The organism is Streptomyces sp. NPDC093018 (assembly GCF_040684035.1).
GTDB classification, from domain to species: Bacteria; Actinomycetota; Actinomycetes; order Streptomycetales; family Streptomycetaceae; genus Streptomyces; species Streptomyces murinus.
The window spans coordinates 191,769-211,882 of the sequence record NZ_JBFBFF010000010.1; the positions used below are offsets into that span (position 1 = coordinate 191,769).

The following is a 20,114-nucleotide window of genomic DNA, read 5'->3' on the forward strand; positions in this document are numbered from 1 at the left end:
GGACACCGGAAACGGTGTCCCCCTCTGTATGAGGACCCCTCGGTCCTCATACGGACACCAGAGGACTTCCCCACGATGTACAAGCTGTTCTTCCGTCTGGTCTTCAAACGGATGGACCCCGAGAAGGCCCACCACCTCGCCTTCCGCTGGATCCGGCTCGCCGTGCGCGTCCCGGGCCTGCGCACCTTCGTCGCGGCCGCCCTCGCGCCCCGCCACAAGGAGCTGCGCACCGAGGCGCTCGGGCTGCGGATGCACGGCCCGTTCGGGCTCGCGGCCGGTTTCGACAAGAACGCCGTGGCGATCGACGGGATGTCGATGCTGGGCTTCGACCATGTCGAGATCGGCACCGTCACCGGCGAGCCGCAGCCCGGCAACCCCAGGAAGCGCCTGTTCCGCCTCGTCGCGGACCGCGCGCTGATCAACCGCATGGGCTTCAACAACGACGGCTCGCTGGCCGTGGCGGCCCGCCTGGCCACCCGTGAGCCCGTCTTCAGGACGGTCGTCGGTGTCAACATCGGCAAGACCAAGGTCGTCCCGGAGGCGGAGGCCGTCGCCGACTACGTGAAGTCCGCCGAGCGCCTCGCGCCCTACGCCGACTACCTGGTCGTCAACGTCTCCTCGCCGAACACGCCCGGCCTGCGCGACCTCCAGGCCGTCGACCACCTGCGGCCGCTGCTGACCGCCGTCCGTGAGGCCGCCGACCGCATGGTCGCCGACCGCCGTGTCCCGCTGCTGGTGAAGATCGCACCGGACCTCGCCGACGAGGACGTGGACGCCGTCGCCGACCTGGCCGTGGAGCTGGGCCTGGACGGCATCATCGCCACCAACACCACCATCGCCCGCGAGGGCCTCGGCCTGAAGTCGCCCGCCGCCCTGGTGGGGGAGACCGGCGGCCTGTCCGGCGCGCCCCTCAAGGCGCGCTCCCTGGAGGTCCTGCGCCGCCTGTACGCCCGCGTGGGCGACCGGATCACCCTGGTGGGCGTCGGCGGCATCGAGACCGCCGAGGACGCCTGGCAGCGCATCCTGGCCGGTGCCACGCTGGTCCAGGGCTACAGCGCCTTCATCTACGAGGGCCCCTTCTGGTGCCGCGCGATCCACAAGGGCCTCGCCGCCCGGCTGCGCACCAGCCCGTACGCCACCCTCGCCGACGCGGTCGGCGCCGACGTGAGGAAGCCCGCATGACTTCGCTGGAGCCCTTCGGCGCCCGGCTGCGCCGCGCCATGGACGAGCGCGGCCCGCTGTGCGTCGGCATCGACCCGCACGCCTCCCTGCTCGCCGAGTGGGGCCTCACCGACGACGTGGCGGGCCTGGAGCGGTTCAGCCGCACCGTCGTCGAGGCCCTGGCCGGCCGGGTGGCCGTGCTCAAGCCGCAGAGCGCGTTCTTCGAGCGGTTCGGCTCGCGCGGCGTCGCCGTCCTGGAGAAGTCGGTCCAGGAGGCGCGCGCGGCCGGCGCCCTGGTCGTGATGGACGCCAAGCGCGGCGACATCGGCTCGACCATGGCCGCCTACGCCGAGGCGTTCCTGCGCAAGGACGCCCCGCTGTTCTCCGACGCGCTGACCGTCTCGCCGTACCTCGGCTACGGCTCGCTGAGCCCGGCCGTGCAGCTGGCCGAGGAGAACGGCGCCGGGCTGTTCGTGCTGGCGCTGACCTCCAACCCGGAGGGCGGCGAGGTGCAGCACGCGGTGCGCGCCGACGGCCGGGGCGTGGGCGCGACCATGCTGGCCCACCTGGCGGCCGAGAACGCGGGAGCGGAGCCGCTGGGCTCCTTCGGCGCGGTCGTCGGCGCCACGCTCGGCGACCTGTCCGCGTACGACCTGGACATCAACGGCCCGCTCCTCGCGCCCGGCATCGGCGCCCAGGGCGCGACCCCGGCCGACCTCCCGGGGGTCTTCGGGGCGGCCGTACGCAATGTCGTGCCGAACGTCAGCCGGGGCGTGCTGCGGCACGGACCCGACGTCGGGGCGCTGCGCGCGGCGGCCGAACGCTTCGCGGAGGAGATCAGGACGGCCGTCGCCGGAGACTGAGACACGCCTTCGGGTGCTCGGTTGAGCGGACCGGCGCCGACTTGAGTGTGAATACATCCTCAAATCAAGGGCAATATGTCTGAAATGTCTGGCCTGGCGGAGGCTGACCAGGACTTTTCCGCTGTTCTCGCTGACTCTGGCGGACTTGGCCGCTAGTCTCCGAGCGAGGGTGAACGGGCAAGCGTGTTGCTCGTGGCTCCCCAGGTGTGGGGCGACTAGGTTCCTCACCGGTCCGTATCCGACAGTTCGACATCCGAGGTGACGTAGGCGTGGCTCTTCCGCCCCTTACCCCTGAACAGCGCGCAGCCGCGCTCGAAAAGGCCGCCGCGGCTCGCCGGGAGCGGGCCGAGGTCAAGAATCGACTCAAGCACTCCGGCGCCTCCCTGCACGAGGTGATCAAGCAGGGCCAGGAGAACGACGTCATCGGCAAGATGAAGGTCTCCGCGCTGCTGGAGTCCATGCCTGGCGTGGGCAAGGTCCGCGCCAAGCAGATCATGGAGCGTCTGGGCATCTCCGAGAGCCGCCGTGTGCGGGGTCTCGGTTCCAACCAGATCGCCTCCCTGGAGCGTGAGTTCGGCAGCACCGGCGCCTGAGTCCGGCCTCGCACCGGACCGGGAGTCCCGGGCACCCCGGGATTGCTGGAATAATCGCTGCATGGCTGCAACATTCCGGGGGACGACCCCCGAGCCCCCGGACGTACGTCCGCGGCTGACCGTGCTCTCCGGCCCCTCGGGGGTCGGCAAGAGCACGGTCGTCGCTCATATGCGCAAGGAACACCCCGAGGTCTGGCTCTCGGTGTCGGCGACGACCCGTAAGCCGCGCCCCGGTGAACAGCACGGAGTCCACTACTTCTTCGTCACCGACGACGAGATGGACAAGCTGATCGCCAACGGCGAGCTGCTGGAGTGGGCCGAATTCGCCGGCAACCGGTACGGCACGCCCCGCGCTGCCGTCCTGGAGCGGCTGGAGAAGGGCGAGCCCGTTCTGCTGGAGATCGACCTCCAGGGCGCCCGCCAGGTCCGTGAGTCCATGTCCGACGCACGGCTGGTGTTCCTGGCCCCGCCCTCCTGGGAGGAGCTGGTGCGCAGGCTGACCGGCCGGGGCACCGAGTCGCCCGAGGTCATCGAGCGCCGCCTGGCGGCGGCCAGGACCGAACTGGCGGCCGAGCCGGAGTTCGACGAGACCCTGGTCAACACCTCCGTCGAGGACGTGGCCCGTGAGCTGCTAGCCTTGATGGACGTTGTGTAATCGTGACTCTGATCACGATCATTGATTCTTTTCCATCCATCGGAAGGTAGAGCGTGTCCTCTTCCATCACCGCGCCCGAGGGCATCATCAACCCGCCGATCGACGAGCTCCTCGAGGCAACCGACTCGAAGTACAGCCTCGTGATCTACGCGGCCAAGCGTGCTCGCCAGATCAACGCGTACTACTCGCAGCTCGGTGAGGGCCTCCTTGAGTACGTGGGTCCGCTCGTCGACACCCATGTCCACGAGAAGCCGCTCTCGATCGCCCTGCGCGAGATCAACGCCGGTCTGCTGACCTCCGAGGCCATTGAGGGCCCCGCGCAGTAGTACCCGGTAGTACGTTCAGACCGCAGATGGTTTTATCCACAGGCCCGGCAGCCATGCTGCCGGGCCTGTGGTGTGTCATGGGTGTTGCAGGATTTCCGGACCGAGGAGACATGGTGGACAAGCCGAGGGTGGTACTGGGGGTCAGCGGTGGCATCGCCGCCTACAAGGCCTGTGAGCTGCTGAGAAGGTTCACCGAATCGGGCCACGACGTGCGCGTGGTGCCGACCGCGTCCGCGCTGCACTTCGTCGGCGCCGCCACCTTCTCCGCCCTGTCCGGAAATCCCGTCGCCACCGAGGTCTGGGACTCCGTGCACGAGGTCCCGCACGTCCGCATCGGCCAGCACGCCGACCTCGTCGTGGTCGCCCCCGCCACCGCCGACCTGCTCGCCAAGGCCGCCCACGGCCTCGCCGACGACCTGCTCACCAACACCCTCCTGACGGCCCGCTGCCCCGTGGTCTTCGCCCCGGCCATGCACACCGAGATGTGGGAGCACCCCGCCACCCGGGAGAACGTGGCCACGCTGCGCCGCCGCGGCGCCGTCGTCATCGAGCCCGCCGTCGGCCGCCTCACCGGCGTCGACACCGGCAAGGGGCGGCTGCCCGACCCGGGCGAGATCTTCGAGGTCTGCCGCCGCGTCCTCGCCCGCAGCGCCCAGGAGCCCGACCTGCGCGGCCGCCATGTGGTCGTCTCCGCGGGCGGCACCCGCGAGCCCCTGGACCCGGTGCGCTTCCTCGGCAACCGCTCCTCCGGCAAGCAGGGCTACGCCCTCGCCCGCACCGCCGCCGCCCGCGGCGCCCGGGTGACGCTGATCGCGGCCAACACCCAGCTGCCCGACCCCGCGGGCGTGGACGTCGTACAGGTCGGCACCGCCGTCCAGCTGCGCGAGGCCGTGCTGAAGGCCGCGGCCGACGCCGACGCCGTGGTCATGGCCGCGGCCGTCGCCGACTTCCGCCCCAGCGCCTACGCCACCGGCAAGATCAAGAAAAAGGACGGCAAGGAGCCCGAGCCCATCGTCCTGGTCCGCAACCCCGACATCCTCGCCGAGGTCTCCGCCGAACGGGCCAGGGCCGGACAGGTGATCGTGGGCTTCGCCGCCGAGACCGACGACGTCCTCGCCAACGGCCGCGCCAAGCTCACCCGCAAGGGCTGCGACCTGCTCGTCGTCAACGAGGTGGGGGAGCGCAAGACCTTCGGCTCCGAGGAGAACGAAGCCGTCGTACTGGGCGCCGACGGCAGCGAGAATCCCGTGCCGCACGGGCCCAAGGAGGCCCTCGCCGACATCGTTTGGGACCTCGTCGTGGACCGCCTCGACTGACCCCCGCGCGGCCGGCCGGGCGAATCCGAAGGCGGATTCAGGCCATGCTCAAGTCCGGGACCGATACCCTGGCCAAGGTCGTCGGGCATTGTGCACAATGCCCGTGCCGCAGGTCACAGCGCTCCCGAGAGGCGAGACAGTGGCCCATCGGCCGAGCACGACCGATAAACTGTTGAAGGTCGACCGGGCGCAGCCCCGCGTCGACTGCAAATGATCAGCCAGCAGCCGCTGCAACCACAGGGAGCGTTGTGTCCCGTCGCCTGTTCACCTCGGAGTCCGTGACCGAGGGTCACCCCGACAAGATCGCTGACCAGATCAGCGACACCATTCTCGACGCGCTTCTGCGTGAGGACCCGTCCTCCCGGGTCGCCGTGGAGACGCTCATCACCACCGGCCTGGTGCACGTGGCCGGCGAGGTGACCACCAAGGCGTACGCGGACATCGCGACCCTGGTCCGCGGAAAGATCCTGGAGATCGGCTACGACTCCTCGAAGAAGGGCTTCGACGGCGCCTCCTGCGGCGTGTCGGTGTCCATCGGCGCCCAGTCCCCGGACATCGCGCAGGGCGTCGACACGGCGTACGAGTCCCGTGTCGAGGGCGACGAGGACGAGCTGGACAAGCAGGGCGCGGGCGACCAGGGCCTGATGTTCGGCTACGCGTCCGACGAGACGCCGACCCTGATGCCGCTGCCCGTCTTCCTGGCGCACCGCCTGTCGAAGCGGCTGTCGGACGTCCGCAAGAACGGCACCATCCCCTACCTGCGCCCCGACGGCAAGACCCAGGTCACCATCGAGTACGACGGCGACAAGGCCGTCCGCCTCGACACCGTCGTCGTCTCCTCGCAGCACGCCTCCGACATCGACCTCGAGTCGCTGCTGGCCCCCGACATCCGCGAGTTCGTCGTGGAGCCGGAGCTGAAGGCGCTGCTGGAGGACGGCATCAAGCTGGACACCGAGAACTACCGGCTCCTGGTCAACCCGACGGGCCGGTTCGAGATCGGTGGCCCGATGGGCGACGCGGGCCTGACCGGCCGCAAGATCATCATCGACACCTACGGCGGCATGGCCCGCCACGGTGGCGGCGCCTTCTCCGGCAAGGACCCGTCCAAGGTGGACCGCTCGGCCGCGTACGCGATGCGCTGGGTCGCCAAGAACGTCGTGGCCGCGGGCCTGGCCTCACGCTGCGAGGTGCAGGTGGCGTACGCGATCGGCAAGGCCGAGCCGGTGGGTCTGTTCGTGGAGACCTTCGGCACGCACAAGGTCGACACCGACCGGATCGAGAAGGCCATCGACGAGGTCTTCGACCTGCGTCCGGCCGCGATCATCCGCGACCTCGACCTGCTCCGCCCGATCTACGCCCAGACCGCGGCGTACGGCCACTTCGGCCGCGAGCTCCCCGACTTCACCTGGGAGCGCACGGACCGCGTGGACGCCCTGCGCAAGGCCGCGGGCGTCTGATCCCACACGGCGCTACGAGGCCCGGCCCCCCTTCGGGAGGCCGGGCCTCGGCGTTCTCACGGGCTTCGTTGCCCTTCCGGACCTCGTTGTTCTTCCGGGCCGGGGATCAGTCCGCGAGTCCCAGCCGGATCCGGCGCCGCGCCCGGTCGACCTCCAGGATCCTGACCCGAAGCTCCTGCCCCTCCTCGGCGCTCCGCCCGCCCAGCTCGTCGCAGTGCACCAGTCCCTCCACGAACGCGTTCACCCGCACGAAGACCCCGAAGGGGATGACCTTGGTCACCGGCCCGGCCAGGACGTCCCCGGCGCCCACGGCCAACTGGTCCCAGGGATCGTCCTGAAGCGCCTTGAGGGACAGCGCGACCTGGCCCCGGCGGGTGTCCGAGCCAAGCACCTCGACGCGGATCCGCTGCCCCGGCACCACCACCTCCGCCGGATCCTCGAACCGGGACCACGACAGCTGCGGGACATTGATGAACCCGGTCCCCGGGTAGACCGGATGCCCGGGTTCACCGTCGATCCGCACGAAGACCCCGAAGCGGTGCACGGAGGACACCGTCCCCGCGACGACGTCCCCGCGCCCGAGACCCAGGAGGAAGCCGTACAGCGCCTCGTCCTCGCACGCCCGCGCGGACAGCAGCGTCCGGCCGTCGTACCCGCCGCGCATCGTCACCTCCGCGCGGATCCGCTGCCCGACCGTGAGCACGTCCGACGGGTCCTGGACATCGCGCCAGGTCAGTTCGTGCCCAGGGACACGACCGGAGGGGAGTCCCGGCGCGTCGCCGTCCAGCAGCACCAGCACATCGCCCCCGTCGAAACCGGCGACGGTGCCGGTCACCAACTCCCCGGGGGCGACGAGGCGTTCTCTCAGACATTCCAGCGGGTCAGGTGTCGGTTCGGTCACGGTCGGTTCGGTCATGGGGCGAGCGTAGGCAGGGCCCCGGGCACGCCGGTAGCGAATTGAGCGGTGGGTGTCCTACGGCGCGGCCGCGGCCGGGACGAACTCGGGCGGGCGCCGGCACCCGGGGCCGTTGTCAGTGGGATTTGGTAAGAATGCAAGCGTGAGCAGCGAGAACGGGGAGCCCCGGGCGGACGGGGAAGGCGGGGCCGAAGGGGCGCCGCCGGAGCAGCTTGCGCTCATCCGGGAGAGCGTGCGCAAGGCCAGGACACCCCGGGCCAAACCGCGGACCTGGCGGGGCGCCGCGCTCGCGGAGCGGCTGCCGGTCGCCCGCGTGCTCGTCGACAAGGGCGTACTCCACCTCGACCGCTACTTCGACTACGCGGTCCCCGCCGAACTGGACGAACAGGCACAGCCCGGCGTCCGCGTCCGTGTGCGCTTCGGCGCCGGACGGCACCGGGTGCGCGAGGGCCGCCGCGAGGGCGGCGGCCTCATCGACGGCTTCCTCATCGAACGGCGGGCCGAGTCCGACTACTCCGGCCCCCTCGCCGCACTCGCCCAGGTCGTGTCCCCCGAGCCCGTGCTCAGCGAGGAACTGCTCGGCCTCGCCCGCGCCGTCGCCGACCGGTACGCGGGCAGCCTCGCCGACGTCCTCCAACTCGCCGTACCCCCCCGCAGCGCCCGCGCCGAACAGCGCACCTCGCCCGCACCCCTGCCACCTCCCGAGGCACCCGACCCCGGCTCCTGGACACGCTACGAACAGGGCGGCGCCTTCCTGCGGACACTGGCCGACGGCGGCGCCCCCCGGGCCGTGTGGCACGCCCTGCCGGGACCGCGCTGGAGCGAGGAACTGGCCCGCGCCGTCGCCGCCACCCTCGCCTCGGGACGCGGCGCGCTCGTCGTCGTACCCGACGGCCGGGCCGCCGCCCGCGTCGACGCCGCCCTGACCACCCTGCTCGGCAAGGGCCACCACGCCCTGCTCACCGCCGACGCCGGACCCGAGAAGCGGTACGCGCAGTGGCTCGCGGTACGACGCGGATCGGTGCGCGCGGTCGTCGGAACCCGGGCCGCCATGTTCGCGCCCGTACGAAACCTCGGGCTCGTCGCGATCTGGGACGACGGCGACGACAGCCACAGCGAGCAGCACGCCCCCCAGCCGCACGCACGCGACGTCCTGCTGCTGCGCGCCACCCTCGACAAGTGCGCCTTCCTGCTCGGCGGCTTCTCCTGCACCGTCGAGGCGGCCCAACTGGTCGAGAACGGCTGGGCGCGCCCCCTGATCGCCGGACGGGAACAGATACGGCGGTCCGCGCCCCTCGTCCGCACCGTCGGCGACCAGGACCTCGCCCGCGACGAGGCCGCCCGCGCCGCCCGGCTGCCCACCCTCGCCTGGCAGACGGCCCGCGAGGGGCTGCGGCACGGGCCGGTGCTGGTCCAGGTGCCGCGCCGCGGATACGCCCCGCGCATGGCCTGCGACCGGTGCCGGGCGCCCGCCCGCTGCGTGCACTGCTCAGGGCCGCTCCAGGGCCAGGACGCGGGCGTGCTGCGCTGCGGCTGGTGCGGGCGCGCGGAGGGCAACTGGCACTGCCCCGAGTGCGGCGGCTTCCGGCTGCGCGCCCAGGTGGTGGGCGCCCGGCGCACCGCCGAGGAACTGGGCCGCGCCTTTCCCGCCGTACCGGTGCGCACCTCGGGGCGCGAACACGTACTGGACACCGTGCCGTCCGCGCCCGCGCTGGTGGTGAGCACCCCGGGCGCCGAACCGGTCGCCGAGGGCGGCTACGCGGCGGCGCTGCTGCTCGACGGCTGGGCCATGCTCGTACGACCCGATCTGCGGGCCGGTGAGGACGCGCTGCGCCGGTGGATCGCGGCGGGGGCGCTGGTCCGGCCGCAGGGCGAGGGCGGCACGGTGGTCGTGGTGGCCGAGCCGACCCTGCGGCCCGTGCAGGCACTGGTGCGCTGGGACCCCGTGGGGCATGCCCTGCGGGAGCTGTCCGAGCGGGCCGAGCTGGGCTTTCCGCCGGTGTCCCGGATGGCGGCCGTGTCGGGGACGCCGGAGGCCCTCGCCGAGTTCCTGGCCGCAGTCCAACTGCCGTCGGACGCGGAGGTGTTGGGGCCGGTGCCGGTGCCGCCTGCCCCGTCGGCCGGCCCGCGCAGGCCCGGCGCGGCGCCGCCCGGCGAGCACTGGGAACGAGCCCTTGTACGGGTCCCTCCGGGCAGCGGCTCCGCACTGGCCTCCGCCCTGAAGACGGCACAGGCCGCGCGGATGGCGCGGGGGAGCGGGGAGGCGGCGCGGGTGCGGGTGCGGATCGATCCGCCGGATATCGGGTGAGGGCGGGGAGCCCGGGCAGCGCCGGACGATGAGCGGGTCCGGCCCCTCCCGGAAGGTTCCCCGAGGCTCCCGGGAGGGCGGGGCCGGCAGCTGTCGCGCGGGGAGCCGGTCAGCCGTTGCGCGGGCCCGGGAAGGCCGTCGGGCGGGCGTCCTCCCGGAACGTGGGGCTGCCCGAGGTCGGCTGGGTGGGCATGGAGCGGGCGGCGGGGACCGTCGGCACCGGCATCGTGGGCAGGCCGGCGTTCACATTGAGCGTGCGGGTGCCGGACGGCTCCGGAGTCCGCTCGGCCTCGGCGGCCGCCTGGGTCGCGGCGCGGCGGGCGCCGTAACGGCGGTGCACCGCCTGCTTGGTGACGCCGAGCGCCGAACCCACCGCGTCCCAGGAGAAGCCGAGCGAGCGGTCGAAGTCCACGGCGGCCGTGACCAGGGTCTCGACACTGTCGCGGAGTTCCTGGGCGAGGCGGACCGTCGGGGCGGGGGCGCGTCCGTAGACGACGAAGCCCGTGGACGGGCCGGTGCGGCGCGGACGGTAGACGTTGCCCAACTGGGCGGTGAGCGTGCGCAGTGCGTCCACCTGCCGGCGGACCCGCTCGATGTCCCGCACCAGCAAGTGCAGGCTGGCCCGAGCCTGGGCGTCGTGGGTTGCATGGTCGGCCATGAACAAGCCTCTCGAACCGGCGTTGAAAGGAATCGGGCGGCCGAAGCGGCCCTATGTGGTCAACTCTTTCTTGACCAACGCGTATGCGCTCCGCTGGTCACGGGGTGGGGGCGTGCGGGCATATGCGTACGCCGTCAGTCCACCCGTGCGCCGCCCGTTTCCAGTTGACGCGTGCGCCGGGCGAGTTGATCGGCGCCGTGCTCCGCGCGGTGCCGGTTCCCGGGCGGTCATAGACTGGTGCGCTGCCCGTCCGATCCCCGCCCGAGAGGCCCGATCCCGCCCATGAAGCTCGTCTTCGCCGGTACCCCCGAGGTCGCCGTTCCCGCCCTGGACGCCCTGCTCGCCTCCGGGCGGCACGAGGTGGCCGCCGTCGTCACCCGGCCCGACGCCCCCGCGGGCCGGGGCCGCAGGCTGGTCGCGTCGCCCGTGGCCGAGCGGGCGGTGGAGGCCGGCATCGAGGTGCTCAAGCCGGCCAAGCCGCGGGACCCCGAGTTCCTGGCGCGGCTCACCGAGATCGCCCCGGACTGCTGCCCGGTCGTCGCCTACGGCGCGCTGCTGCCCCGAGTGGCCCTCGACATCCCGGCCCACGGCTGGGTCAACCTGCACTTCTCGCTGCTGCCCGCCTGGCGCGGCGCGGCGCCCGTGCAGCACTCGCTGATGGCGGGCGACGAGATCACGGGCGCGTCCACCTTCCTCATCGAGGAGGGCCTGGACTCCGGGCCGGTGTACGGGACGGTGACCGAGGAGATCCGCCCCACCGACACCAGCGGCGATCTGCTCACCCGGCTGGCCTTCGCCGGGGCGGGGCTGCTCGCGGCGACCATGGACGGCATCGAGGACGGCACCCTGAAGGCCGTACCGCAGCCGGGCGAGGGCATCACCCTCGCGCCGAAGATCAACGTCGAGGACGCCGAGGTGGACTGGGCGGCGCCGGCGCTGCGCGTCGACCGGGTCGTGCGCGGGTGCACCCCGGCGCCCGGCGCCTGGACCACGTTCCGCGGTGAACGGCTCAAGCTCATCCAGGTCGCCCCCGTCCCCGAGCGGACCGACCTCGCCCCGGGCCACCTCGCCGCGGGCAAGAACAGCGTCCACGTCGGCACCGGCTCCTACGCCGTCGAACTCCTCTGGGTCCAGGCCCAGGGCAAGAAGCCGATGCGCGCGGCGGACTGGGCCCGCGGGGCACGGATCGGCGAAGGCGAAACCCTGGGCGACTGAGCCCGACTGGGCCTGGGCGGGCCTGTCCGGGACGAGCCCGGCCGAGTCAGGCTGAGTCCGACTGGGCATGCCCGGCTGGCTCGGGGCGCGCATGTCTGTTCGGGACAGCTGATCGCTCGTCTGTGAGGGACGGCTGGGGGCCCCTCCCCCTCCCCCCCTCCCCCTCCCCCCCCGCCCCCTCCCCACCCCCGGTCACCCCCCTCGACGTAGGCTTGGCCGCATACCCCTTTTCACCTCCGGAGCACCTTTTTCGTGAGCGAGCAGTCGCGGCGTGGTCATAAGCCCGCCAAGCCCTATCGGCGTCCCAAGAAGGACCCCGTCCGCATTCTGGCCTTCGAGGCGCTGCGGGCGGTGGACGAGCGGGACGCGTACGCCAACCTCGTGCTGCCCCCGCTGCTGAGGAAGGCGCGGGAGAAGGACGACTTCGACGCGCGGGACGCCGCGCTCGCGACCGAGCTGGTGTACGGGACGCTGCGCAGGCAGGGCACGTACGACGCCGTGATCGCCGCGTGTGTGGACCGGCCGCTGCGCGAGGTCGACCCGCCGGTGCTGGACGTGCTGAGCCTCGGCGCGCACCAGCTGCTCGGGACCCGGATCCCGACGCACGCCGCGGTGTCCGCGACCGTGGAACTCGCCCGGGTCGTGCTGGGTGACGGGCGGGCCAAGTTCGTCAACGCGGTGCTGCGCAAGATCGCCCAGAACGATCTCGACGGCTGGATCGACAAGGTCGCGCCGCCCTACGACGAGGACCCCGAGGACCACCTCGCCGTCGTGCACTCCCATCCCCGCTGGGTCGTCTCCGCGCTGTGGGACTCCCTGGGCGGTGGGCGCGCCGGCATCGAGGAGCTGCTCGCGGCCGACAACGAGCGGCCCCGGGTGACGCTGGTCGCGCGGCCGGGCCGGGCCACCGCCGAGGAGCTGCTGCGCGAGGAGGCCGCGGAGGCCGGGCGCTGGTCGCCGTACGCCGTGCGGCTGGCCGAGGGCGGTGAGCCGGGCGCGGTCGACGCGGTGCGCGAGGGCCGTGCCGGGGTGCAGGACGAGGGCAGCCAGCTGGTCGCCCTCGCGCTGGCCAACGCTCCCCTGGAGGGGCCGGACACCAAGTGGCTCGACGGCTGTGCGGGGCCCGGCGGCAAGGCCGCTCTGCTGGGGGCGCTCGCCGCCGAACGCGGGGCGATGCTCCTCGCCTCGGAGAAGCAGCCGCACCGGGCCGGTCTCGTGGCCAAGGCGCTGGCCGGTAATCCGGGGCCGTACCAGGTCATCGCGGCGGACGGCACGCGGCCGCCGTGGCGGCCCGGCAGTTTCGACCGGGTGCTGGTGGACGTGCCCTGCACCGGGCTGGGCGCGCTGCGCCGACGGCCCGAGGCGCGCTGGCGCAGGCGTCCCGAGGACCTGGACAATTTCGCTCCTCTCCAGCGCGCCCTGCTGCGCACTGCGCTCGACTCGGTGCGCGTCGGTGGCGTGGTCGGCTATGCCACCTGCTCTCCGCACCTCGCCGAGACCCGCGTGGTCGTCGCCGATGTGCTCAAGCAGTACCCGGACGCCGAACTCCTCGACGCCCGGCCGCTGCTGCCCGGGGTCCCCGCGCTCGGGGACGGCCCGGACATCCAGCTGTGGCCGCATGTGCACGGCACTGACGCGATGTACCTCGCGCTGATCCGCAGGACGGCCGGCTGACGGTCGCGAAGAGCGGCTGCGCGGTTCCCATTTCACCGCGTGCGTCGGCTTCGTCGCCGTCGGTTATCCACAGGCGCGGGCAGACCATCCGATGAACAGCGGATCAGTATGATGAACGCTCTCGCCTGTGGACAGGCGCGAACATCAGTGCCTCGGACATGGCAGTCTTGGGGCATGGCCGCGCAGATCAACCCCAGCATCCTGTCCGCCGACTTCGCACGCCTCGCGGAGGAGGCCAAGGCTGTCCAGGGCGCCGACTATCTCCACGTCGACGTCATGGACAACCATTTCGTCCCCAACCTCACCCTCGGCGTGCCGGTGGTGGAGTCCCTGGCCCGTGCGACGGACACCCCGCTGGACTGCCATCTGATGATCGAGGACCCCGACCGCTGGGCTCCTCAGTACGTGGAGGCGGGCGCCTCGTCCGTCACCTTCCATGTGGAGGCGGCCGCCGCCCCGGTCCGCCTCGCCCGCGAGATCCGTGCCAAGGGTGCGCGCGCCTCCATGGCGCTCAAGCCCGCGACACCGATCGAGCCGTACGAGGACCTGCTGCCGGAACTCGACATGCTGCTGATCATGACCGTCGAGCCGGGCTTCGGTGGCCAGGCCTTTCTCGACATCATGCTGCCGAAGATCCGCCGCACCCGCGAGCTGATCGCCAAGCACGACCTGCAGCTCTGGCTCCAGGTCGACGGCGGTGTCTCGGCGTCCACGATCGAGCGGTGCGCGGAGGCGGGCGCCGATGTGTTCGTGGCCGGCTCGGCGGTCTACGGGGCGCAGGACCCGGCGGAGGCGGTGCGTGCCCTGCGCGCCCAGGCGGAGACGGCCACCGCCAAGGCGTCCTGGGCATGCGACCACTGAGCCACGGCTACGTGAACGGTTGAGAGAACGCCGCCCATCAGGGCGGATCAGTTGCGCCGAATCTGCAAGGATGAACGGCGAATCCAGAGTGTGAACAGCAGTGAGGAGATCGCCGTGTCGGGTATGTCGGCGGGCCGGTCAGCCATGCGGATGGGACCCGCTGAGCTGGTCCAGGCGGCGGCCATGGCCCGCCGCTTCTACCTTGAGGGCAAGTCCAAGATCCAGATCGCGGAGGAGTTCGGCGTCAGCCGCTTCAAGGTGGCCCGGGTCCTGGAGACCGCTCTCGAACGGGATCTCGTACGCATCGAGATCCGCGTACCGGCCGAGCTGGACGCCGAGCGCTCCGACGCGCTCCGCGCCCGTTACGGCCTGCGGCACGCCGTCGTGGTCGAGTCCCCGGCCGAGGCCGAGGAGACCCCCGACCCCGAGAACCTCGGCGAGGTCGCCGCGGACCTGCTCGGCGAACTGGTCAACGAGGGGGACGTGCTCGGACTGGCCTGGGGCCGGTCCACCATCCATATGGCGGCCGCGCTCGACCGGCTGCCGCCGTGCACGGTGGTGCAGCTGACGGGTGTGTACGACGCCGGTACCTCCGAGCGCGGCTCGGTCGAGGCCGTGCGCCGTGCCGCGCAGGTGTCGGGCGGCGACGCCCACCCGATCTACGCGCCGATGCTGCTGCCGGACGCCGCCACCGCGGCGGCCCTGCGCAACCAGACCGGGATCGCCCGCGCCTTCGAGTACTTCGACAAGGTCACGGTCGCCTGCGTCTCCATCGGATCCTGGGAGCCGGGCATCTCGACGGTGCACGACATGCTCAGCGACGAGGAGCGGGCGCACTACGCCTCGCTCGGTGTCGCCGCCGAGATGGCCGCGCACCTCTTCGACGCCGACGGGCGCCGGATCGGGCGGGACCTCGGGGAGCGGTGCATCACCGTCAAGGCGGACCAGCTGCGCCGTATCCCGGAGGTCGTCGCGATCGCCGGTGGCCAGCGCAAGGCGTCCGCGATCGACGCGGTGCTCCGCTCCGGGCTGGTCACCAGCCTGGTCACGGACACCTCGGCCGCGGACTACCTGATGACGGCGGGCCCGACACCGAAGCCCGCGCTGAGCCGCCAGGACCCCGACGGGCAGTAGGGGATCCGAGGCGGTCCCCGAACGCCGTATGCCGTCGGCCCGTCCGGACCGGGCCGGCGGTACGACTGTGATGCCGCCGGTCCGGTGACAGGGCCCCGCGATGACCCCGGCCGGGCGTGTCGGCCGGGGGCATCGTCCTGTCGTCGTTCCCGCGGCCGCCATGACAGCATCGTCCGCATGCTGTCGTCGTTCCGCTCCGTCCGCCCGCCGTCCGAACGGCCCCGTCCCCGGCCGCCCGCCCGATCTCTGTCCCGGCCCGTGTCCCGGCTCTTCGCGGGGCTGCTCGTCGTCCTCGCCGTGCTGCTCGCCGGGTGCTCCCCGACCGCGACGACCGGCAGTGGCACGACGGGGACGCGTACCGGCGCGTCCTCCGGATCCGTCGCCACGCCCGGCTGGGCCAAGGGCATGGCGACCGTGCCCGCGTCGCGGTTGCCGGCCGAGGCGCGGCGGACGCTGGCGCTCATCGACCGGGGCGGGCCCTACCCCTACTCGCGGGACGGCATCGTCTTCGGGAACTTCGAGCGGCATCTGCCGAAGCACCAGCGCGGCTACTACCACGAGTACACCGTGCAGACACCAGGCTCACGCGACCGCGGGGCGCGGCGCATCATCACCGGGCAGGGCGGGGAGTTCTACTACACCGATGATCACTACAACTCGTTCCGGGCGGTACTGAGATGACCGAGAACCTCACGGACCGCCGGGTCGTCACCCTGGACCTCACCGGGGTCACGGACAAGTCCGGCCTGCTGGACGCCGTGGCGCGCGCCCTCCACCTTCCCGACTGGTTCGGCCGGAACTGGGACGCGCTGCTCGACAGCCTCTCCGACCCCTCGGTCTGGCCGTCCGAGGCCGCAGAACGCGGGCTGCTGCTCGTCGTCACGGGATGGGAGCCGTACGCAGGGGCCCGGCCCGACGAGTGGCGGGTGGCCCGTGAGGTCTTCACCGAGGCGACCGAGCGCACCGCACCATTGACGGTGGCCCTCGCCCTGGCCTGACGGCCTCCGCACCGGCCGCCGTGGCCTCACCCGGCCACACCCGGCCACACCCGTGTGGCCGACACCCGCACAGCACGGCATGCCAACTCCCCTTTGCCGATAGGCTCGTGGTGATGCCGAGCGATGCGGGACGGGGGCCAGTCAGACGTGGTGTATCAGGTTCCGGCGGAGCCGGCGCACTTTGTGGACCGTGAGCGGGAGCAGGCGCGCGCCCGGCAGCTGGTCATGGAGCGGCGGCCTGCCGAGGACGGCGGCACCCGCCCGCTGTGCCTGCTGCTGCGCGGCCACGCCGGCACCGGCAAGACCGAGCTGGCCTTCCGCCTCGCCCGCGCCCTGCACCAGCACCACCCGGACGGCGTGCTCTACGTCGACCTGGACGATGTGCGCCGCGACGGCGCCGTGGAGGTCGCCGACGTCCTCGGCGAGCTGCTGCGCGGCCTCGGCGCGGAGTGGATCGCGCCCGTGTTCCGGGAACGGGCCCGCCAGTACTGGTCCCTCACTCACGGCAAGCGGCTCCTGCTCGTCATCGACAACGCCCGCCACGGCACCGAGGTGGAACCACTGCTGCCCGCCTCGGGCGACAGCCTGGTGATCGTCACCAGCCATGGGCCGCTGTACGACCTCCAGGCAGGGGCGGCCACCGAGTTCCCGCTGGCGCCGCTCGGCCCCGCCGACGCCCTGGAACTGCTGGAACGGGTCACCAAGGACACCCGCCTCGCCGTCGAGCCGGAGGAGACACGCCGGCTGCTCGACCTGTGCTCGGGGCTTCCGGCCGCGCTGCACATCGCCGGGAGCTGGCTGCGCCGCCACCAGGAGCCGCCGCTGGCCAGGCTCCTCGACCGGCTCGGCACCGAACTGAGGGAGAGGGGCATCCCCGTGGTCGAGCAGGTGTGGGACGCGGCCTACGACAGCCTCGGCCCCGCCGCGGCCAGTCTCTACCGGCTGCTGGGCCACTTCCCCGGCCCCTCCTTCACCCTCGCCGCCGCCGACGTCCTGCTCGGCCGGGACCTCGACACCACCGAGGACGCGCTCGCCGAACTGCGCGCCGCCGGACTGCTCGACGGCCGGGGCACCGACGGCCGCGAGCGCCTCCCGGAGCTGCTGCGCGCCCACGCCCGCCGCCGCGCGGAGACATGCGGCGACCAGGGCGAGCGCGAGGAGGCGCTGCGGCGGCTGGTGCGCTGGTATCTGCGCCAGGCCCAGCGCGCCGACCTGACCGCCGCCGGACCGCGCCTGCGGACGGCGGCCGAGGCGCCGCCGGTGCCCGGCACCCGCGAGGTGCTCTTCGAACAGCCCGGGGACGCCCGGGGCGAGGCGGCGGCCCGCGCCTACCACTGGCTGGAGGCCGAACGGCACGCCCTGTTCGGCTGCGTCCGCCTCGCCCACACCATCGGCACCGCCGGAGACGCGGACTGGGGCCTCACCGAGGCCGCCGCGCTCTGCGAACCCCTGTGGACCCACTTCCTCAACCACCCGCACTACGGCGACCACATCGACGCGTTCCGCAGGGGCGTGGCCGCCGCCCAGCAGGCCGGTGATCTTCCGCTGCTGGTCCGGATGCGCTGCCAGCTGGCCCGGCCGCTGTGGGAGCAGGGGGAGTTCGAGGAGGCGGAGCGGCAGCTGAACCAGGCGTGGTCGACGGTCCAGGGCGCCCTCGGTGCCTCGCCGAAGGAGCGCAAACTGGCCGCCTCCACCCGCGAGTTCCTGGGCATGCTCGGCTCGGCACGCGGCGACTGGGCCGGCGCGGCCCGGGAGTTCGAGGCGTCCGGGGCGGTGCACCAGGAGATCGGCAACGCCTACGGGGCCACCCTCCAGCGGTACCGGCTCGGCGAGGCCCTCGCGCACCTCGGTGAACTGGAGCGCGCCGCCGAACTGTTGGAGCGGTCCCGCGACGAGTTCGCCGCCGACGGCCGCACCCGGCTCGCCGGACGCGCGGAGTTTGCCCTCGGTGGCGTGTACGCCCGGCTCGGCCGCGGCGAAGAGGCGGGTGCCCGCTACCGGGCGGCGCTTGAGGGGACCCGCGCCGTGCGGGGTGTGCGGGACGAGGCCCGGGTGCTGGACGCCCTCGCGGAACTCGCCGCGAGCCTCGGCGCGGAGCGCGAGGCGGAGGAACACCGTGCGGCGGCCCGGGAGTTGTGGGAGCGGCTCGGGCTGGCCGGCGCCGGGTCAGACCGGTAGGGCGGCCTCTTCGGGGGTGGCCGGGGTCAGCTGGGCCGCCACCTTGTGGGGGCCCACCGAGCAGACCAGGTCGGTGCCCGGGGCGCCCCGCCCCGCGAGCAGTGCGGCGTGCACCGCCGACAGGACGGCCACCGGGTCGACGGGCGCGGCCCGGCGTGCGCCGTCGCCCGGACCCAGTCGCACGGACAGCAGCGGGCCCGAGCGGGCGCGCAGCAGGCAGTGGGTGGGCGAGAGGACGATCGCGGCGGTGCGGTGGCCGCCGGGGTGGTCCGCCAGGGTGCGCAGGGTCCACTCGTCGGCCGGTTCCGTCCAGGCCCCCGGGTGTTCGCCCGCGCGGCGGTGCAGCAGGGCCGCGCTCTGGGTGAACCGGCGGTGCGCGGCGCCCACTTCGGCGGACAGGTGGTGCGCGGGCGCGGGCGGTACGAGATGCGCCGGGTGCCGCAGTACCCGCGGGCTCCCCTGGTCGTCGTACTCGATACGGACCGCGAAGGCGGCGGGTGCGAGCGCTGCCGGTGCCGGGTCGGGGAGCAGGCGGGGCAGCACGGGGCGGTCGGGCGGGGTGAGGTCCAGCAGGTCGTACAGGGTCTCCCGCAGTCGGTCGAGGGCCCGGCCCTGTTCGGCGAAGGCCGGTTCGGCGAGGGCGCGGCTGCTGCCCGGGCGGTGGGCGCGGACCGCCGTGGCCAGGCGGGCCGCCGGGTCCGCGCCGGGAAGGTGCGGGGGGAGGTGGGGGACGCCGGTGAGCAGGGCGGACATCGGGCTGTCGGGAAGGAGTTCCCGGCCGCCGTCGTAGGCGCCGAGCAGGGGGCGGTCGAGGGCGGCCGGGTAGAGGGCCGCCGAGCCGTGGTCGGTGATCAGGAGGTCCGCCGCGATGGCGACCGACGCCCATTCCTCGTGGACCGCGGGCAGGATCAGACCGGCCTGGCGGGCGGGGTCCAGATACTCGGCGAGGTCGAGCGTCCCGCGCCGGGCGCGCTCGTTCGGGTGCAGGACCAGGGCGAGCTGGTACTCGTCGTGGGGGAGGGCCGCGGCCAGTTCGGCGGGGAGGGACGGACGGCGGCCGATCAGGGACTCCGGGCCCCAGGTGGAGAGCAGTACGACGAGGGTGCGGGCGCCGGTGCGCAGGGCGGCGCGGTAGCGGTCGCGGCGGTCCTGGGACTCCAGGAACCGTTCCAGCAGTGGGTCGCCGACGACCGTCGAACGGGCCGCCAGCGCGGGGCTGAGCGGCGCCAGCCGGGCGATCTGGCTGGGGTGGGAGAACAGATAGCGGGTGGCGAGCGGGGCGCCGTCGGGCCGCAGCAGATGGGCGGGGTCCAGTCCGGAGGCGGAGTCCTCGGTGCCCTCGCCCGGCACCGACTTGTTGAACCCGGCGCCGTGCGGGAGCAGCACGCGGGGGCCGTGCAGGGCGTGCAGATCGCCCTTGGGACTGGCGGCGAGGATCAGTGCGAAGCTCTGCTCGACGGCCTCGGCCCAGGGGAGGGTGCGGCCGCCCGCGCGGTCGATGGCGCTCAGCGCGTCCAGGGAGAACGCGGAGCCCGGCACGAGGGTGAAGTAGCGGTGCACCCGGTCGTCGCCCGCGAAGACGGGGAGCGTGTCGAGCAGCCGGTGCAGGGCGTTCTGCGACCGCGCGGCGAACAGGACGGTGCGTTCGCCGCCCGTCGCCCGCCCGTCCTTCACCCGACTCTCCCGTCCGCTCGGCGCGCTCGTCTCCCACCGGGCGCCGGTGGCGCGCCGGGCCGGCCAGGTGATCGTACCGAGGACGGCCGAATCGGCCCTGCTCCATGCCGTGTCCATGCAGAATGCA

The 20,114-nt window shown here is 73.1% G+C and carries 18 protein-coding genes; 15 read left to right on the forward strand and 3 right to left on the reverse strand.

What is annotated here, in order from left to right; genetic code table 11:
* Positions 1-75: 75 nt before the first annotated feature.
* The 7 genes from AB0N90_RS23150 to metK all read left to right on the forward strand — a co-directional run bounded on the left by AB0N90_RS23150 (position 76) and on the right by metK (position 6,371).
* Positions 76-1,182 (forward strand): quinone-dependent dihydroorotate dehydrogenase, encoded by a 1,107-nt coding sequence (locus tag AB0N90_RS23150; protein WP_365199417.1) that lies wholly within the window; start codon positions 76-78, stop codon positions 1,180-1,182.
* A complete protein-coding gene (gene pyrF / locus AB0N90_RS23155; RefSeq protein ID WP_365199420.1) occupies positions 1,179-2,024 on the forward strand; it encodes an orotidine-5'-phosphate decarboxylase in 846 nt (281 codons plus the stop codon). Before AB0N90_RS23150 ends, pyrF begins: the two co-directional genes overlap by 4 nt.
* A 269-nt stretch (positions 2,025-2,293) precedes the next feature.
* Positions 2,294-2,617, forward strand: a complete 324-nt coding sequence (locus AB0N90_RS23160) for an integration host factor (RefSeq protein WP_037651003.1) — start codon at positions 2,294-2,296, stop codon at positions 2,615-2,617.
* A 61-nt stretch (positions 2,618-2,678) separates the two neighbouring features.
* On the forward strand, positions 2,679-3,272 hold the full coding sequence (gmk, locus tag AB0N90_RS23165; RefSeq protein WP_051849846.1) for a guanylate kinase: 594 nt from the start codon (positions 2,679-2,681) through the stop codon (positions 3,270-3,272).
* A 53-nt stretch (positions 3,273-3,325) separates the two neighbouring features.
* A complete protein-coding gene (gene rpoZ, locus AB0N90_RS23170; protein WP_005319902.1) occupies positions 3,326-3,598 on the forward strand; it encodes a DNA-directed RNA polymerase subunit omega in 273 nt (90 codons plus the stop codon).
* Positions 3,599-3,711: 113 nt separating this feature from the next.
* Complete coding sequence (coaBC, locus tag AB0N90_RS23175) at positions 3,712-4,914, forward strand: bifunctional phosphopantothenoylcysteine decarboxylase/phosphopantothenate--cysteine ligase CoaBC (protein ID WP_365199593.1); 1,203 nt, start codon at positions 3,712-3,714, stop codon at positions 4,912-4,914.
* Between the two features lie 248 nt (positions 4,915-5,162).
* On the forward strand, positions 5,163-6,371 hold the full coding sequence (gene metK / locus AB0N90_RS23180) for a methionine adenosyltransferase (protein WP_037650999.1): 1,209 nt from the start codon (positions 5,163-5,165) through the stop codon (positions 6,369-6,371).
* Between the two features lie 106 nt (positions 6,372-6,477).
* Here the strand turns inward: metK and AB0N90_RS23185 are convergent, their stop codons facing one another.
* Entirely contained in the window at positions 6,478-7,287 is an 810-nt protein-coding gene (locus AB0N90_RS23185; protein WP_365199424.1) for a S1 RNA-binding domain-containing protein, read from the reverse strand.
* 142 nt (positions 7,288-7,429) lie between these two features.
* On the opposite strand from AB0N90_RS23185, the gene AB0N90_RS23190 reads away from it, so the two are divergent.
* A complete protein-coding gene (locus AB0N90_RS23190; RefSeq protein ID WP_365199427.1) occupies positions 7,430-9,595 on the forward strand; it encodes a primosomal protein N' in 2,166 nt (721 codons plus the stop codon).
* Between the two features lie 109 nt (positions 9,596-9,704).
* Here AB0N90_RS23190 and AB0N90_RS23195 read toward each other — a convergent pair whose 3' ends face one another.
* Positions 9,705-10,253 (reverse strand): hypothetical protein, encoded by a 549-nt coding sequence (locus AB0N90_RS23195; RefSeq protein ID WP_085562564.1) that lies wholly within the window; start codon positions 10,251-10,253, stop codon positions 9,705-9,707.
* A gap of 282 nt (positions 10,254-10,535) precedes the next feature.
* Between AB0N90_RS23195 and fmt the strand changes: the two genes are divergently transcribed.
* The 7 genes from fmt (at position 10,536) to AB0N90_RS23230 (ending at position 18,313) form a co-directional block, all read left to right on the forward strand.
* A complete protein-coding gene (gene fmt, locus AB0N90_RS23200; protein WP_361682415.1) occupies positions 10,536-11,468 on the forward strand; it encodes a methionyl-tRNA formyltransferase in 933 nt (310 codons plus the stop codon).
* A 252-nt stretch (positions 11,469-11,720) separates the two neighbouring features.
* Complete coding sequence (locus AB0N90_RS23205) at positions 11,721-13,142, forward strand: transcription antitermination factor NusB (RefSeq protein ID WP_365199430.1); 1,422 nt, start codon at positions 11,721-11,723, stop codon at positions 13,140-13,142.
* 174 nt (positions 13,143-13,316) lie between these two features.
* On the forward strand, positions 13,317-14,003 hold the full coding sequence (rpe, locus tag AB0N90_RS23210) for a ribulose-phosphate 3-epimerase (RefSeq protein WP_085562568.1): 687 nt from the start codon (positions 13,317-13,319) through the stop codon (positions 14,001-14,003).
* A gap of 90 nt (positions 14,004-14,093) precedes the next feature.
* A complete protein-coding gene (locus AB0N90_RS23215) occupies positions 14,094-15,137 on the forward strand; it encodes a sugar-binding domain-containing protein (RefSeq protein WP_365199433.1) in 1,044 nt (347 codons plus the stop codon).
* A 177-nt stretch (positions 15,138-15,314) separates the two neighbouring features.
* The gene (locus AB0N90_RS23220; protein ID WP_365199436.1) at positions 15,315-15,818 is read left to right on the forward strand and encodes a ribonuclease domain-containing protein; all 504 of its coding nucleotides are present in this window, start codon (positions 15,315-15,317) and stop codon (positions 15,816-15,818) included.
* Positions 15,815-16,135 (forward strand): barstar family protein, encoded by a 321-nt coding sequence (locus tag AB0N90_RS23225; RefSeq protein ID WP_365199439.1) that lies wholly within the window; start codon positions 15,815-15,817, stop codon positions 16,133-16,135. Before AB0N90_RS23220 ends, AB0N90_RS23225 begins: the two co-directional genes overlap by 4 nt.
* A 183-nt stretch (positions 16,136-16,318) precedes the next feature.
* Positions 16,319-18,313 (forward strand): ATP-binding protein, encoded by a 1,995-nt coding sequence (locus AB0N90_RS23230; protein ID WP_365199440.1) that lies wholly within the window; start codon positions 16,319-16,321, stop codon positions 18,311-18,313.
* Here AB0N90_RS23230 and AB0N90_RS23235 read toward each other — a convergent pair.
* A complete protein-coding gene (locus AB0N90_RS23235) occupies positions 18,302-20,104 on the reverse strand; it encodes a translation initiation factor 2 (protein ID WP_365199441.1) in 1,803 nt (600 codons plus the stop codon). The genes AB0N90_RS23230 and AB0N90_RS23235 overlap by 12 nt on opposite strands.
* Positions 20,105-20,114 lie beyond the last annotated feature (10 nt).

Coding starts and splice junctions, on each gene's coding strand:
- AB0N90_RS23150 (WP_365199417.1), top strand. CDS start 76: ATGTACAAGCTGTTCTTCCGTCTGGTCTTCAAACGGATGGACCCCGAG.
- pyrF (WP_365199420.1), top strand. CDS start 1,179: ATGACTTCGCTGGAGCCCTTCGGCGCCCGGCTGCGCCGCGCCATGGAC.
- gmk (WP_051849846.1), top strand. CDS start 2,679: ATGGCTGCAACATTCCGGGGGACGACCCCCGAGCCCCCGGACGTACGT.
- AB0N90_RS23185 (WP_365199424.1), bottom strand. CDS start 7,287: ATGACCGAACCGACCGTGACCGAACCGACACCTGACCCGCTGGAATGT.
- AB0N90_RS23195 (WP_085562564.1), bottom strand. CDS start 10,253: ATGGCCGACCATGCAACCCACGACGCCCAGGCTCGGGCCAGCCTGCAC.
- fmt (WP_361682415.1), top strand. CDS start 10,536: ATGAAGCTCGTCTTCGCCGGTACCCCCGAGGTCGCCGTTCCCGCCCTG.
- rpe (WP_085562568.1), top strand. CDS start 13,317: ATGGCCGCGCAGATCAACCCCAGCATCCTGTCCGCCGACTTCGCACGC.
- AB0N90_RS23220 (WP_365199436.1), top strand. CDS start 15,315: ATGCTGTCGTCGTTCCGCTCCGTCCGCCCGCCGTCCGAACGGCCCCGT.
- AB0N90_RS23225 (WP_365199439.1), top strand. CDS start 15,815: ATGACCGAGAACCTCACGGACCGCCGGGTCGTCACCCTGGACCTCACC.
- AB0N90_RS23235 (WP_365199441.1), bottom strand. CDS start 20,104: ATGGACACGGCATGGAGCAGGGCCGATTCGGCCGTCCTCGGTACGATC.